Origin of the sequence: Moritella sp. Urea-trap-13 (genome assembly GCF_002836355.1) — a bacterium.
Classification (GTDB): Bacteria; Pseudomonadota; Gammaproteobacteria; order Enterobacterales; family Moritellaceae; genus Moritella.
Genome location: NZ_PJCA01000037.1, coordinates 161,725 through 177,250, shown reverse-complemented (window position 1 = coordinate 177,250; position 15,526 = coordinate 161,725). Strand labels below are relative to the sequence as shown.

11 protein-coding genes are annotated in these 15,526 nt (G+C 42.5%); 7 read left to right on the top strand and 4 right to left on the bottom strand.

Annotated elements, in window-relative coordinates:
* Positions 1-5: 5 nt before the first annotated feature.
* Positions 6-455 carry a protein-disulfide reductase DsbD domain-containing protein gene (locus CXF93_RS17730; protein ID WP_101063852.1) on the bottom strand — a complete coding sequence of 150 codons (450 nt, stop codon included), beginning with the start codon at positions 453-455 and terminating at the stop codon, positions 6-8.
* Positions 456-622: 167 nt separating this feature from the next.
* Here CXF93_RS17730 and CXF93_RS17725 point away from each other — a divergent pair, with 167 nt between their 5' ends.
* Both CXF93_RS17725 and cobA read left to right on the top strand, forming a co-directional pair.
* Positions 623-1,165: an FxsA family protein gene (locus CXF93_RS17725; RefSeq protein WP_101063851.1), complete on the top strand. Its 543-nt coding sequence runs from the start codon at positions 623-625 to the stop codon at positions 1,163-1,165.
* Between the two features lie 204 nt (positions 1,166-1,369).
* Positions 1,370-2,173, top strand: coding sequence for a uroporphyrinogen-III C-methyltransferase (cobA, locus tag CXF93_RS17720; RefSeq protein WP_101063850.1), 804 nt, complete (start codon positions 1,370-1,372; stop codon positions 2,171-2,173).
* 96 nt (positions 2,174-2,269) lie between these two features.
* Here the strand turns inward: cobA and CXF93_RS17715 are convergent, their stop codons facing one another.
* The gene (locus CXF93_RS17715; protein ID WP_101063849.1) at positions 2,270-2,884 is read right to left on the bottom strand and encodes a TetR/AcrR family transcriptional regulator; all 615 of its coding nucleotides are present in this window, start codon (positions 2,882-2,884) and stop codon (positions 2,270-2,272) included.
* 192 nt (positions 2,885-3,076) lie between these two features.
* Between CXF93_RS17715 and CXF93_RS17710 the strand changes: the two genes are divergently transcribed.
* Entirely contained in the window at positions 3,077-4,273 is a 1,197-nt protein-coding gene (locus CXF93_RS17710; protein ID WP_101063848.1) for an efflux RND transporter periplasmic adaptor subunit, read from the top strand.
* Complete coding sequence (locus CXF93_RS17705; protein ID WP_101063847.1) at positions 4,270-7,362, top strand: efflux RND transporter permease subunit; 3,093 nt, start codon at positions 4,270-4,272, stop codon at positions 7,360-7,362. Before CXF93_RS17710 ends, CXF93_RS17705 begins: the two co-directional genes overlap by 4 nt.
* 126 nt (positions 7,363-7,488) lie before the next feature.
* On the opposite strand, the gene aspA is transcribed toward CXF93_RS17705, so the two are convergent.
* Positions 7,489-8,940 (bottom strand): aspartate ammonia-lyase, encoded by a 1,452-nt coding sequence (aspA, locus tag CXF93_RS17700; protein WP_101063846.1) that lies wholly within the window; start codon positions 8,938-8,940, stop codon positions 7,489-7,491.
* 684 nt (positions 8,941-9,624) lie between these two features.
* Between aspA and CXF93_RS17695 the strand changes: the two genes are divergently transcribed.
* Positions 9,625-11,697 carry a methyl-accepting chemotaxis protein gene (locus CXF93_RS17695; protein ID WP_101063845.1) on the top strand — a complete coding sequence of 691 codons (2,073 nt, stop codon included), beginning with the start codon at positions 9,625-9,627 and terminating at the stop codon, positions 11,695-11,697.
* A gap of 79 nt (positions 11,698-11,776) precedes the next feature.
* Here the strand turns inward: CXF93_RS17695 and CXF93_RS17690 are convergent, their stop codons facing one another.
* Positions 11,777-13,150: an MATE family efflux transporter gene (locus CXF93_RS17690; protein WP_232784250.1), complete on the bottom strand. Its 1,374-nt coding sequence runs from the start codon at positions 13,148-13,150 to the stop codon at positions 11,777-11,779.
* A 350-nt stretch (positions 13,151-13,500) separates the two neighbouring features.
* Between CXF93_RS17690 and CXF93_RS17685 the strand changes: the two genes are divergently transcribed.
* Positions 13,501-13,791, top strand: a complete 291-nt coding sequence (locus CXF93_RS17685) for a co-chaperone GroES (RefSeq protein ID WP_101063843.1) — start codon at positions 13,501-13,503, stop codon at positions 13,789-13,791.
* 66 nt (positions 13,792-13,857) lie between these two features.
* On the top strand, positions 13,858-15,495 hold the full coding sequence (gene groL, locus CXF93_RS17680; RefSeq protein WP_101063842.1) for a chaperonin GroEL: 1,638 nt from the start codon (positions 13,858-13,860) through the stop codon (positions 15,493-15,495).
* Positions 15,496-15,526 lie beyond the last annotated feature (31 nt).

Here is a 15,526-nt window from a genome sequence, read left to right as displayed (position 1 = left end):
ATTAACTATTGGCTAATAAATGTTTTTGTCATTGGTGGATAACATAATCCTGCCACCGCGCAACCTTGATAATGAATAGTGACTTCACTCTTAGGTGCCAAATCTGCAATGGGTACTGACAACTGCAACTCGTACTGAAATATTTCGACATCGCCAAAATACTCATCATGATAGTCTTTACCTTTAGGCAAGCCTTGGATAGTGTATTCATTACCATTGATAGTGACACGCAATTTATTCTTATATAAATAATAACCATCGCTAATTTGCCAGAACACATTAAGCTGCTGGCCTTGCTGTAGTTGCGAAAATACAAACGCTGCTTCGACAGGCAAGAATGCTGGTGCGCTTTGTTGTTTATTGGCGAATAGACTAAAATTATTATTGGCTAATACGGGTATTGTGCTTTGCAGTACCAGGCTACTGGCTAATAATAGAATCGATTTTAGTTTCATTTTTTCCAACTTTATGGTGTTTTAGTTGTCTTAATTACACTGTCTGCCAGTTAGTATTATGGACTATTTATAAGGCGAGAGCTTGAAAATGGGGCTAATGCCCTTATGTTACTTTATATCATAACCGTTTTTTACGGATTTTTTTGACAATATTTTGAGAGGTTAATGTGTTAGGTCGTTTATTTTTCCTGTTTACTGCGATGACATTAATTGAAGTGTATGTACTAATGTCGATAGGCTCGTTATTAGGTGCAGAACTGACTATTGGTATTATTATTTTAACCGCGTTTGCTGGTTCGTATTTGGTGCGTAGCCAGGGCGTACAAACGGTGCAAAAATTACAAGCACGCTTAGCCGCAGGCGAAGCGCCGGGACAAGAAATTGTTGAAGGTATTATGCTACTTGTGTGTGGTGTATTACTGGTTACCCCTGGTTTTGTCACTGATGCGTTAGGTTTGTTAGTATTAACACCACAAATTCGTGGTCGTTTAGCTAAAGCGATTATCGCCCAATATAAAGATCGTATTATTCCACAGTCGACATTTACTGGTGGCGCGCAAGGCTTTAGCTATTCATCACAATCATCGACCCATACTTCACAGTCGTCACCATTTCAGCAACAGCCTGGTGCTGATAGTAAAGCTAAAAATGACGGTGCTATCGAAGGTGATTTTGTTGAAGTAAACCGAGATGATAACAAGCTTAATTAATAATCGATAAACAAATAACTACCAAAAGGCGCGGTCGAAAGATCGCGCCTTTTTTGATCTTGCTTCGCTTGGTATAACTTATACTACTCCGCTATTGGTAAGCTTTACCTAGCTATGGTATTTATTAGATATATAAAGCAGTGAGCAAAAGCACTATAAATAGTTGCTAGTCGTGATGGCTGGCGTAGTAGCTAAGGATATAGAATGACCGGACAAACAATACCAACAGCAGTAAATGAGCTACAGGCCGTAAGTCATACAGGGAAAGTGATTTTGGTAGGTTCGGGCCCTGGTGACCCAGACTTATTAACCGTTAAAGCATTACGCTTATTGCAGCAAGCTGAAGTGGTTGTACACGACCGCTTGGTGTCAGATGAGATTATCGCGTTAATCCATCCCGATGCGGAATGTTTTTTTGTCGGCAAGCAAGCGGGTTACCATTGTGTCCCACAAAGTGGGATTAACGATCTGCTGGTAAAATTAGCCTTGCAAGGTAAACAAGTGATCCGGCTTAAAGGCGGTGATCCATTTATCTTTGGTCGTGGTGGTGAAGAACTCGAAGCCTTATTACCGTTTAACATTCCTTTTGAAGTAGTACCGGGTATCACGGCCGCGTCAGGCTGTGCTGCATACGCAGGGATCCCGCTGACACATAGAGATTATACTCAAGGTGTGCAGTTTATTACCGGACATTTAAAAGATGATGCCCATCAGCTAGATTGGCCATTACTTGGTAAAGCCACGCATACACTGGTGTTTTATATGGGCTTAACCCAAAGCAGTGGTATTGCGAGCAATCTTATCGAACACGGTATGGATGCTGATATGCCAGTGGCCATTGTCGAGAAAGGCACCAGTAAACAGCAACGTACATTGCGAGGATCATTAAAAGATCTTAGCGATCTTGCCGCCCAAGCTGAAAGCCCGTCATTGATTATTATTGGTGGGGTAACGCAGTTGGCCAGTAAACTGGATTGGTTTAGTGCCACGCTTAATACGAGTGAATAGCGCTATATAAAGCTAGTAATCAGGGTTATGTTCAGCATAACCCTGATTACTTTGCTTTTTACTAAAAGTTTAAATTTAAACTTTAACCTTTAACCTTTAACCTAAACTTTGATAGCCACGTACAAATAGGCGCACAGAACGTTGTAAATAATGGTTAATTTCCTGCTCTGTTAACGACTCTTCAATATTAAATTCTAATCGTGTCCACTGCTCACCTTTGATGATCGCCAGTAATTGAATTGCCGCTTCACGGCAGTCTTCGATATCCAGTTCGCCGCGGCGATGATACTCGGCCAAACAATGGGCTAATTTGTCGATCACAAACAGCGGACCCGCTTCAAAAAATAACCGTGATAAATGCGGATGGGCAAGACATTCTGCAGCGCAAGTGCGATGTACCGCCATGGAATCTGTTGATGTGATCATGGTAAAAAAGCGCTGTGCGAATAACGTCAAGGTCGATTCAACCGGGCCTAAATTCTCGGGTAACAGTTCTGTTACGCCCAATTGTTCACACTTATAGCTGATCGCGGTAATAAATAATTCATCTTTATTACCAAAGTGGCTGTACACGGTTTGCTTAGAAACCCCAGCTAATTTAGCAATCAATTCCATGCTCGTTGCTGCGTACCCATGCTGAGTAAACTGCAGTGTTGCCGCATCCAGTATTTGATTACGCTTTACTTCACTCTTTGCTCTTGGTTTGTTCATATCACTTATACCGCTGGTAGTTTGAACATACAGCCTTGCTAATAAATGTTATATATGTGTTAATACAACTAAAGTAGACTGTACGGTCTAGTTTGATTTAACTGTTTTTGTAGCTAGACTAGTGAGTCTAGTTTATAAAAGGTCGAAACGGAAGGGTTGCGTTGGATAGCACGCAAGAAAGGAATATTCACTATGATTATAAAGAGTTACCTAATAGGTTCGTATGCTAAAGCAGCACAATGGTCAAGTGTAGTGCTAATGATGATCGGATTGCAAGCATGCAGTAAGGTTGTTGCGGATGAAACGCCGCAACCATCACATTATTTACAAGCAAGTAGTGAGCAATTAACTCAGCAAGATAGCTATCAGGTTGAAAATAAGTTTGTCGGCAAGGTGATTGCTCAACAAGATGCCAACTTGGGTTTTGAATTTGCGGGCATTATTAAAACCCTGCATGTGATTGAAGGCCAACAAGTTGAGAAAGGGCAATTACTGGCAGAGCTTAATACCCAGTTGTTATTAATCGAACGTAACCAGTTGGAAGCGCAATTACAGCAAGGCCAAGCCGAGTTTGATTTGATCCAAGCAAATTTAACCCGTTTAAGTTCGTTGAGTGAGCGTGGTTTTACCTCAGAACAAAAAATTGATGAGTTGTCGTCGCAAAAACGTGTTATTGCGGCCAATATTCGCAGTACCTTGTCGGCATTAGAAGCCAGTCAGTACCGTATTGATAAATCAAAACTATTAGCGCCGTTTGCTGGTATTGTTAGTAGTCGTCAAATTGCTCAAGGTGAAGTGATTGCCGCGGGTACTACGGCTTTTCGATTATTACAAACGGGCACATCAGAGGTTATCGTTGGTGTCCCTGCTAGTTTCATCAAACAGTTAAAGGGTAAGGCACATCAACTTCAGATCGCTGGTATTAACTATAACGCGACATTGCTGAGCATGGGTAATGAGGTTAACAGCGTTACACGTACCATTAGTTTACGTTTTTCAATCGCGGATAACAGCCCGGTTTATAATGGCCAATTGGCTTACCTTACCTTGTCTCAAGCGTATCAGCAGTCGGGTTATTGGGTACCGTTAAGCGCGATCACCGATGGTGTGCGCGGTATGTGGAATATCTATACCTTAGATCAAGACGTCGCCCAACGCGATCTTGATCCTCAACAATCCCCAGCGTTATTCCAACTGAAAAGCACCACGGTGACGGTATTGCATGCCACTGAGACTGCGGCATATGTACAAGGTGATCTGAAAAACAATCAAGCCTATGTCAATGCGGGCATTCATCGTTTTGTTCCGGGGCAGGTCGTCACTCTGAGTCATCAGCAAGCCTTTGCTAATAAAGCTGTGGATACAGCGACTGCGGAGCATAAAATATGATCAAGGCGTTTACAGAAAATAACCGGCTAATGGCACTGCTGATTATCCTGTTAATTGTGGCTGGTCTTGGTTCGTTGGCGACATTGCCACGCACGGAAGATCCAAGGATCACTAATCGGATCGCCAGCGTGTTAACGGTCTTGCCGGGCGCCAGTGCGGAACGTGTCGAAGCTTTAGTTACCGAGAAAATAGAACAGAAGTTACGTAAACTAGCTGATATTAAACGTATTACCTCTACGTCAAGACCGGGTATCTCCATCGTACAATTGAAGTTACACGATACTATTACAGATACTGTACCTGTGTGGTCACGGGTACGAGATCTACTTAATGATGTGACCAGCGAATTACCGCCAGCGGCTGTTGCACCGCGATTAGAGGATGACCGTGGTTATGCTTATACCCAGTTGATTGCAGTTAAATGGCAGGGTGATAGCAAGGTTGATTTAACCACGCTGGGTCGTTATGGCAAAGAATTACAAAACCAATTAAAGGTGATCGCCGGTACCGACATTGTCAGTTTATTTGGTCGTGGTGAAGAACAAATATTGGTGGAAATAGATAAACATTTAGCGGCGAATTTGTCGTTATCTACTCAAGCTATTTCCAACATTATTTTAGCCGCGGATGCCAAAGTGTCTGCAGGTAATATCATTAATGATTATAACCAAATGCAGATCGAAGTGGCTGGATCGTTTAACTCGGTAGATAGGATCCGTCAGATCCCGTTACTTAATGACAGTAACGGTGGTGTGGTGCGCTTAGGTGATATTGCCCAGATAAGTAAAAAACTACAGTGGCCAGCGCAAGAGATAGCGTTAGTTGATGGCCAATATGCAGTCGTGGTATCCACGCGTATGTTGCCTAATTTACGGATTGATAAGTGGAGTGCTGAAGTGGATGAAGTAGTTGCTGGCTTTAACCTGCAATTGCCTGCGTCATTAACCACCGAAGTATTGTTTGACCAATCTCAGTACACCGAAGACCGGCTGCAAGGATTGGTGGAAAACATCTTGATTGGCTTCTCGTTGATCGCAGTGGTGTTATTCGTGACCTTAGGTTGGCGCGCAGCATTAATCGTCACCTTATCCTTACCATTAACGGTATTGTTTACCTTAACCGTGATGAACTATTACGGCTTACCAATTCATCAAATGTCGGTAACGGGATTAGTGGTGGCATTGGGGATCATGGTGGATAACGCCATTGTGATGGCGGATACCATCCAAAAACGTCGCCAACAGGGATTCACTGCCAGCGTTGCGGTGCAAGGTGCGATCAAGCATTTATGGCTGCCGTTATTAGGCTCGACGCTAACCACTATATTGGCCTTTATGCCTATTGTGATGATGCCGGGTCCATCGGGTGAATTTGTTAGTGGTATTGCCTTAAGCGTTATCTTTGCATTAATTGGCTCATATTTAGTGTCGCATACTATCGTTGCCGGTCTGTCGGGACAATTTCTGACTGGTCATGCGGAAGGTGAATCAGCACGACCAATGACTTGGTATAACAATGGTATTGAATTAGCGGGTTTAGCCAAGGCTTTTCGCCAATCCTTGGTATTGGTATTAGCTAGACCTAAATTGAGTATTGCCTTGGTATTTATCTTACCTTTAAGCGGGTTTATGTTAGCCAAGCATTTGGATGAACAGTTCTTTCCGGCCTCGGATCGCGACATGTTTCATATCGAGTTATTCATGCCAGTGCAAACCAGTATTATCGCTACCGAAGCCATGACGAAAACCATCAGTGATTTACTGGCGCAGCAACAAGGGATCAGTAAAGTACGTTGGTTTATTGGTAACAATGCCCCGTCTTTTTACTATAACTTGATGCCGAGTAAAGATGGCGCCCAGTATTACGCCCAAGCTATGGTCACCGGTGATAGCTTTCAGCAAGTTAATGCGTTAGTTCCGTCATTACAAATCTTACTCGATAATGCGATCCCTGAAGCGCAGATATTAGTGCGTAAATTAGAGCAGGGACCTCCGTTTCGAGCACCTATTGAATTGCGTTTGTTTGGTCCTAATCTCGATACCTTGAAAACCTTAGGTGACGAGGCTAGGCGCATCTTAATTGGCACCGAAAATGTCATTCATACACGGGCTACTATCCAACCTGGGTTACCGAAAATATGGCTGAAGATTAACGAAGATGTCAGTCAATTGGCCGGTCTAACCCTGACGGATGTGGCGACTCAATTACAATCTACCTTACACGGTACGGTGAATGGTTCGATTATCGAAGCCACGGAATCAATTCCGGTTCGGGTACGTATTGCCAATGAACAGCGCAGTAGTTTGTCTGACTTAGCCGATATCAGCCTGAGTTCACCACAGTCACAAGGTAATATTCCGCTGGTGGCATTAACAGAGTTAGCTTTAAGCCCAAGTCGTGGTGCTATTCCGCATTGGAATGGGGTGCGGGTTAACACGGTTGAAGGTTATTTAGTCGCAGGGGTATTACCCTCTACGGTGTTGAATGATTTTTCTGCGCGCTTAGCCAGTGAAAACTTTGTATTGCCACCGGGTTATCGAATGGAATTTGGTGGTGAATCGGCGAAGCGTAATGACGCTGTGGGCAACTTGTTAGCCAGTGTTGGCGTGATCGTGATGTTATTGATTATTATCGTGGTGCTGTCATTCAATTCGTTCCGCTTGGGTGGGGTGATTGTATTATCAGCTATCCAATCTGTGGGTTTAGGATTACTTAGCGTTTACGTATTTAATTATCCATTTGGCTTTACCGTGATCATTGGCTTGTTAGGGCTGATGGGGTTAGCGATTAATGCCGCGATTGTTATTTTGGCTGAGTTAAAATCAGATCCAAAAGCCGTTGCCGGTGATAGCGATGCGATCATCAATGCCATTACCAGTTGTACACGGCATATCTCGTCAACGACTATTACTACGGTTGGTGGTTTCTTACCGTTAATCTTAGCGGGTGGTGGTTTCTGGCCGCCATTTGCCATTGCTATCGCTGGTGGCACGGTATTAACGACGTTATTATCGTTTTACTTTGTACCAGCAATTTTTGTGTTGATGAGTCGTAAAAGGGCATTTGCAGTGACGACTGTCGTGGCTTAGCTATAAAGCCGTTGAAGGCATAAAAAAATCCCCGTTACTGTTTATAGCAGTAACAGGGATTTTGTTTAAGCAGTTAACTTATGTCTTAACTTATGCCTTAGATATAAAAATATTAATTCGCTTTAATTAAACTGCTTTAGCGAAACGTTGTGCTGTGTATTTTGGATTCATTAAGTTTTCGATAGAGAAGATCTCGTCTAACTCTTCCGCAGACAATAAACCACGCTCTAGCACCACTTCACGTACATTCTTACCTGTTTCAGCACAGATTTTACCGATAACATCACCTTCATGATGACCAATAAATGGATTTAGATAAGTGATAATACCGATCGAGTTTAAGACAAAATCTTGGCATACCTTGCGATTAGCCGTAATGCCTTTAACACATTTATCTTGTAGCGTGAAACACGCATTTTCTAATAACGATAATGATTCAAATAGGCATTGACCAATCACAGGCTCCATTACATTCAATTGTAATTGTCCTGCTTCAGCAGCCATGGTGATGGTTAAATCGTTACCACATACTTTAAATGCCACTTGGTTCACTACTTCTGGGATCACCGGGTTCACTTTTGCTGGCATAATTGATGAACCAGCTTGCATTTCTGGTAGGTTAATTTCATTTAAACCAGTACGAGGACCAGAAGAAAGTAGGCGTAAATCGTTACAAATTTTAGATAGTTTTACTGCTAAGCGTTTTAATCCACTCGACAACATCACATAAGCACCACAGTCAGAGGTTGCTTCGACTAAATCTTCAGCAGGTACAAATGCATGACCAGTAATCTCAGCTAGCTTAGCAATCGCCAGTTCTGAATAACCGATAGGGGTATTTAAACCTGTGCCAATAGCGGTTGCGCCTAAGTTAACCTCAAGCAGTAATTCTTGGCAACGCTTGATGCTTTTTATTTCTTCTCTTAAGGTAATACCAAAAGCACGGAATTCTTGACCAAGAGTCATCGGTACCGCGTCTTGTAACTGGGTACGGCCCATTTTTAATACGTCGTTAAACTCGAGTGATTTAGTTAAGAACGTTTCGCTTAATGAGGTTAATGCTGTTAATACCGCATTGCTGCGTTCAAACAAAGCCACACGGAACCCGGTTGGGTAAGCATCGTTGGTACTTTGGCTTTTATTGACGTGATCATTGGGGTTGATGTGGCTATAAGCACCTTTAGCATGGCCCATTTTCTCTAAGGCGATATTGGCGATCACTTCATTAGTATTCATGTTTACCGATGTACCGGCACCACCTTGGAATGCATCAACCGGAAATTGATTGTAGAAATGGTCGGTAGCTAGCAGCGTGTCACAAGCGTTAACGATCGCGTCACTAATGTCTTCTGGAATAGTGCCTAAAATACCATTGGCTAATGCTGCTGCTTTTTTGGTTTTTACCATGCCACGTACAAATTCAGGACAGTCGCCGATCTTTTCATTACTGATGCGGAAGTTTTCCATCGCTCTTAATGTATGAATGCCGTAATACGCTTGTGTAGGAATTTTTTTAACACCTAATAAGTCAGTTTCTAAACGGGTTTCTTGAATGAAGTCGGTTGCTAATACAGTCATGAATACGCTCTGTTATTTGATCTATGCGAAAGGGGAAATACAAAATTTATGAGCGGATAATACGTGGTATTTTAGTGGATAAAACGTGCTTGGATCACCTTTGTAAACAAAGTTTTAAAAATACTAAATATATTTTTATTTGCCCTAAGAAACAGCAGGTTTGATGGATTATTAGTGCATATTAGTAGTGTAAATTTGGTATTTAGGGGGAGATCCATTAACACTGATGAATTGGCTGAATATGTAGACTGTTAGGCAGGCTTTTCGTTGGGAAATTGATTCTGCAGTTCGAGCTGTCATGGTTGGCAATAATGAATAACGATTAGAGCAACATAAGTCGTAAATGGGTAAGTTGGGCAAAAGAATTAAATAGCTTGGTGGCGTAATTTAATTGTTGAAAATAGGCCAATCACTGGACTGGTTTTATTTAAGCTTTTGATTTTAAGGTTTTTATTTATTTTTGGTGATTTTAAAGAAAGTTGTATTTGAGGTTGTTCTTATTCGTGAGTATAAATTACGCAGGTTGTGAATGAGTCATGATCTATGTCAATGTTTGTGATCGACTTAACATAAAATTATTATACCAAGATTGTTTTTATGTTAATTTCCACCTGACAGTTATTGACACTTGCTTACGATAATTGACGTTGAAATTACGCTAGTTTTTGGAGAAATGAACCCCTAATGAAAATGACTATTAAGATTAAATTAATCGCAACCGTGTGTGTTGCATTACTGGCGGTGAGCAGCTTCTTTATTATCAGTATGTTGAATATTGAAAAGTCAGTGCTTGCAGCAGAAAAGCAAAATGTCAGCACTCAAGTTGAAAGTGTAATCAAAAACAATCTGCGGGGGCAAGTTGACACCATCACATTATCGCTTGCCGACCTTTACGAGCAGTCTAAAGTTGAGAATATAAAAGCGGAGTTACGCACTGAGATCACGACGTTTAAGCAGACCATTACTAAGATGTATGAGGCGAGTAATTCACAGGAAGAAGCCAAGTTGGCTATTTTTGCCTTTATCAATAATTACCAATGGGGTAATGGTCGGTATATCTTTGCCTATGATGCCGATACCGTTATTAATATGGCTAACGGGGAAGACCGTAATATCATCGGTCGCAGCAGTTATGATGCCACTGATAATAAAGGTGTTTTCTACGCTAGACATATCGTGGAATCAGCAAGAAAAGGTGAAGTTGGTTTTAGCAGTTATTATTTTTCAAACCCAGTTACACGATCGGTGGAAGAGAAATTATCAGTATCATTTTACTTTAAACCGCTAAATATAGTAGTCGCCACCGGTGAATATATCAGTACCTTAAAACAGGATAATATTGATACAGCGCTTAAAAATATTGTTGCGGCTAAGTATGGTAAAAACGGATATTTTTGGATCCAAGATACTAAAGGTAAGATCCTTGCGCATACTAACAGCGCGCTAGTTGGTCAAACTGTGAAAAATACCCGAGATGCAATATCTGCTCTGTCCGGTAATTCAGACGCATTCTTTTTAGTGGAATTCGAAAATCCAGCAACCAATAAAACGGAGAATAAGATCACCTACGTACGCAAAATCATGCCTGAGTGGCGCTGGATTATTGGTACTGGGGCTTACGAAAGTGATGTTACTTCGATACAAGAAAGTTTAACTGATGCAACTAAAGCGATATTTGGTGCCGAAGTTTCTCGCAGTCTCGGCTTTGCAGCCGTGTTATTTGTGCTGTCGGTGTTGGCATCTATTTGGGTGGTGAACAAGATAGTTAAAGAATTAGTCGTGCTAAAAACACGTATCGATACCCTGTCTACTGGCGAAGCTGATTTAACTTCGCGCCTTGTGATCACGTCTGATGACGAAGTGGCTGATATCAGCCATTCGGTCAACACCTTTATCGGTTATTTGCAGTCTATGATGTTGGAAATTTCACAGGCTTCGGGACATATTACCGACGGTATTAAGCAGATTCATACACAATCAGAACGTAATAGTCTGGCACTAAACAACCATACCGCAGAAACCGAACTTGCTGTTACTGCCATTACAGAAATGAGTACGACGGCTGATATCGTGGCGCAAAATGCGGTACAGACAGCAGCGAATACTCAGAGTGCGACAGATGAGGGTATGGCCTCTAAGATAACCGTGACAGAAGCATCCAACAGCGTAATGGCACTGGTTACTGAGATGGAAACGGCCTCAGACAGTATTCACACTATGAATAATAATACTCAGCAAATCGCTACTGTGCTAGAAGTTATCGGCGGCATTGCCGATCAAACCAATCTGCTTGCGCTTAATGCGGCTATTGAAGCAGCGCGTGCTGGTGAGCAGGGACGTGGTTTTGCGGTCGTGGCGGATGAAGTGCGCTCCCTTGCCGCTCGTACGCAAGACAGCACTGCTCAAATTAATGACATGTTGACTACACTGCGTCGTGATGCTTCTATTGCTGTTGATGTGATGGACGAGACTAAGCAGAGCTGTGAGCAGGTTGCCGACAATGCCTCACGAGTTGCAGAGAGCTTAGATATTATGACCGAGTCAATTGTGGTTATTAATGATCTGAGTGTGCAAATTGCGACTGCATCAGAAGAGCAAAGCTCGGTCACCGAAGAGATCACTCGTAACATGCATACCATTCAGGGGATGGTGCAGGAGTTGACAGCAAATGGACAGGAAACTACAGAAAGTACCCAAAACTTGGCTGCGGCAAATGAACAGTTGGCTGCACTGGTCAATAAATTCAAACTGTCTTAATGGTTAACTTAGCCCTCTTTCGAGGGGGCTATTTAGTTAATTGTGTTTATTGGTCTTGAATCGTCATCTAGAGAGTAGATTATTTCCCTGTTGTCGGCACAGCCTTAGGATGTAAGTCATTACGCAATTCCTGTTGTAATTGCTGGGCGTAGTACAAGGCTAATAAACCAACTAATACGTTGGCACTGGCGATACCAAAGAAGATGCCTCTCTCACCATCATAATAACCGCCAATACTCGACAAGCTAATGATTAACAGTGAACGCAGCACGCTAAGACTCAGTGCTGACATAGGTCGATTAAAGCCGTTTAGGCTCGACGCGACGGCCATCATAATACCTTGCATCGCAAATGATGCTGGGATGATATATAGGTATAACGATAGGTGGCTGATCACAGCCACATCATCACTGAATAAAGTAGCGATATACGGGGCGGTTAAAGCAATCAGCAGATAAATAGCCAGTTGTGATATTAATGCATAACGGATCGCCAGCTTGATGGCTGTTAAACAACGTTGTGGCTTATTCGCTGACGAGTTTTGAGCAATAAAAGGCGAGAGCATCGAACTCACGGCGATCATGCCTATTAATAAAATCGCTTCTAGGCGAGTACCTGCACCATAAGCTGCCACTGCTGTGGTGCTAAATGCCGCCAATTGCCACATTACAAACGCATTGTTTACTGGGCTAAGCATATTGGTTAACGAGGCTGGCATACCGATCGCGGCAATCTTACGCCAATTTTTAAGCATGCTAGTCAGATTTGGTTTAGTTAATAGCAGCAGTTGTTCACGATAGCGTAATAAATAGATCGCCACCGCAAAGGTTATTAACCACGACAGACCAGACGCAATAGCAGCACCTTTGACGCCGAGTTCAGGGAACGGACCAAGTCCAAAAATTAATAACGGGTCGAGCAGGCCATTCATAAAACCAGCTATTATCATGACTCTGCTGGGAGTTTTGGTGTCACCGGTGGCGCGGATGGCGGCATTGCCTACCATAGGAATGACTAAAAAGGGGATCGCGAGGTACCAGTAGAACATATAATCTTGGATATAAACCATCAAGGTATCGCTGGCACCGAGCAGTCTAAATAACGGTTCTATGCTGTTAATGCCAATGAACGCGACCGTTAGTACTGTAGTGAGTGCTAACAATAAACCATCAGAGGTTAACCGCGCGGCATCTTGGTGCTGGCCTTGACCTAATAAACGCGCTAAACAAGCGGATAAACCTGTGCCTAAGCCCATGGCTAATGCTGAGACAAAGAAGGTAACCGGGAAGGTAAAACTGATCGCGGCTAATGCCTGTGTACCCAGTAAGCTGACAAAGTAAGTATCCACTAAGCTAAAGCCAAGCACGGCTAATAAACCGTAACCCATAGGCACGGCCATTTTTGTCATTACTTGAGAAACGGGAGCGGAGAGCAGGCCGTGTTTATCTTTCAATACTATTACCTAAAATTGCGTTTGTATTTGATGCAGCGTTCTGTACTTCATGTACTGTACTTTATTGTTTGCTGTATTCTATTATTTGCTAAATATAGCAAAATTTTATTCGGGCTATCTTACCCTTTTCTTCGTCAACCAAAAGCATTGAGCTGTACTTTTACCTGACATTTACACTTCTATTTACAGAAACAATCTAAAAACGCTAACTAAGACGTGAATTTCGGAACTATTTTTCAATTTTCCCTTGAGTTGGAAAGCACTTGCCCCGATATATTATCCCATAGTCATGGTGTCGGTAAATAATCGACCATTGATATTCGTAACACTATTCTTTAGGAGATCTTCAAATGACAATTCGTCCACTACACGATCGTGTGATCGTTCGTCGCCAAGAGCAAGAAACTAAATCAGCAGGCGGTATCGTACTTACTGGTGCATCAGCGTCATTATCTACTCGCGGTGAAGTTATTGCCGTTGGTAACGGTCGTTTAATTGATAGCGGTGAAGTACGTCCTTTAGCAGTTAGCGTTGGCGATACAGTTATTTTTAATGAAGGTTATGGCGTTAAAGCTGAAAAGATTGATGGCAAAGAAGTTTTAATCATGAGCGAAGCCGATATTTTAGCAGTAGTTGAATAAATCTTAGTATTTATAACTTATAGAGCTAACCAACAAATTAATAGATTTTAAAAAGGACAATTTAAGATGGCTAAAGACGTAAAATTCGGCTTAGACGCACGTGATAAAATGCTTAACGGCGTAAACATCCTAGCGAACGCAGTAAAAGTAACATTGGGTCCTAAAGGCCGTAACGTTGTTATCGATAAAAGCTTCGGCGCACCACTTATCACTAAAGATGGTGTTACTGTTGCGAAAGAAATCCAACTAGAAGACAAATTCGAAAACATGGGCGCACAAATGCTGAAGGAAGTTGCTTCTCAAGCAAATGACGCAGCTGGTGACGGTACAACAACTGCAACAGTACTTGCACAAGCAATTGTGAACGAAGGCCTGAAAGCGGTTGCTGCGGGCATGAACCCGATGGATCTGAAACGTGGTATTGACCAAGCGGTTAAAGCAGCTGTTGTAGAACTAAAAAAATTATCAGTACCTTGTTTAGATACCAAAGCGGTTGAACAAGTTGGTACTATCTCGGCAAACTCTGATGCAAGCGTAGGTAAAATCATTGCTGAAGCAATGGATCGCGTTGGTAAAGAAGGTGTTATTACGGTTGAAGATGGCCAAGCACTAGAAGACGAACTAGACGTTGTTGAAGGTATGCAGTTTGACCGTGGTTACCTATCTCCTTACTTCATCACTAACCAAGAAACGGGCAGTGTTGAATTAGAATCACCGTTTATCTTATTAGTAGATAAAAAAGTATCTAGCATCCGTGAATTATTGCCAGTACTTGAAGGCGTAGCGAAAGCATCTAAGCCACTATTAATCATTGCTGAAGATCTTGAAGGCGAAGCGCTAGCAACATTAGTTGTGAACAACATGCGTGGTATCGTTAAAGTTGCTGCTGTTAAAGCACCTGGTTTCGGTGACCGTCGTAAAGCAATGTTACAAGATATTGCGGTATTAACGGCTGGTACAGTTATCTCTGAAGAGATTGGTATGGAACTAGAGAAAGCAACAACTGCTGAACTAGGCCAAGCTAAACGTATCATCATTACTAAAGATGAAACGACTATCATTGACGGTATCGGTGACGATGCGACGATCAAAGGTCGTGTAGCGCAAATCCGTAAGCAAATCGAAGATTCATCTTCAGATTACGATAAAGAAAAACTACAAGAACGTGTAGCTAAACTTTCTGGTGGTGTTGCGGTAATTAAAGTTGGCGCAGCAACTGAAATCGAAATGAAAGAGAAAAAAGCCCGCGTTGATGATGCTCTGCACGCAACGCGCGCAGCAGTTGAAGAAGGCGTTGTTGCTGGTGGTGGTGTTGCACTTGTTCGTGCTGCTGCTGCAGTTCAAGGTCTTGAAGGCGCAAATCAAGATCAAACAGTCGGTATTAAAGTTGCACTAAAAGCAATGGAAGCACCACTTCGTCAAATCGTGCAAAATGCCGGTGATGAAGCATCTGTTGTTGCTAACAATGTACGTGCAGGCGAAGGTAGCTACGGTTACAACGCAGGTACTGGCGAATACGGCGACATGATTGAGATGGGTATTCTTGACCCAACTAAAGTAACACGTTCTGCACTACAATTTGCAGCATCGGTTGCTGGTCTTATGATCACAACTGAAGCGATGATTGCAGACGCACCTGTTGAAGGCGGCTCATCAGCTATGCCTGATATGGGCGGTATGGGTGGAATGGGCGGCATGATGTAAATTTAAATCCTCGTCTTAACTTAGGTTAAGC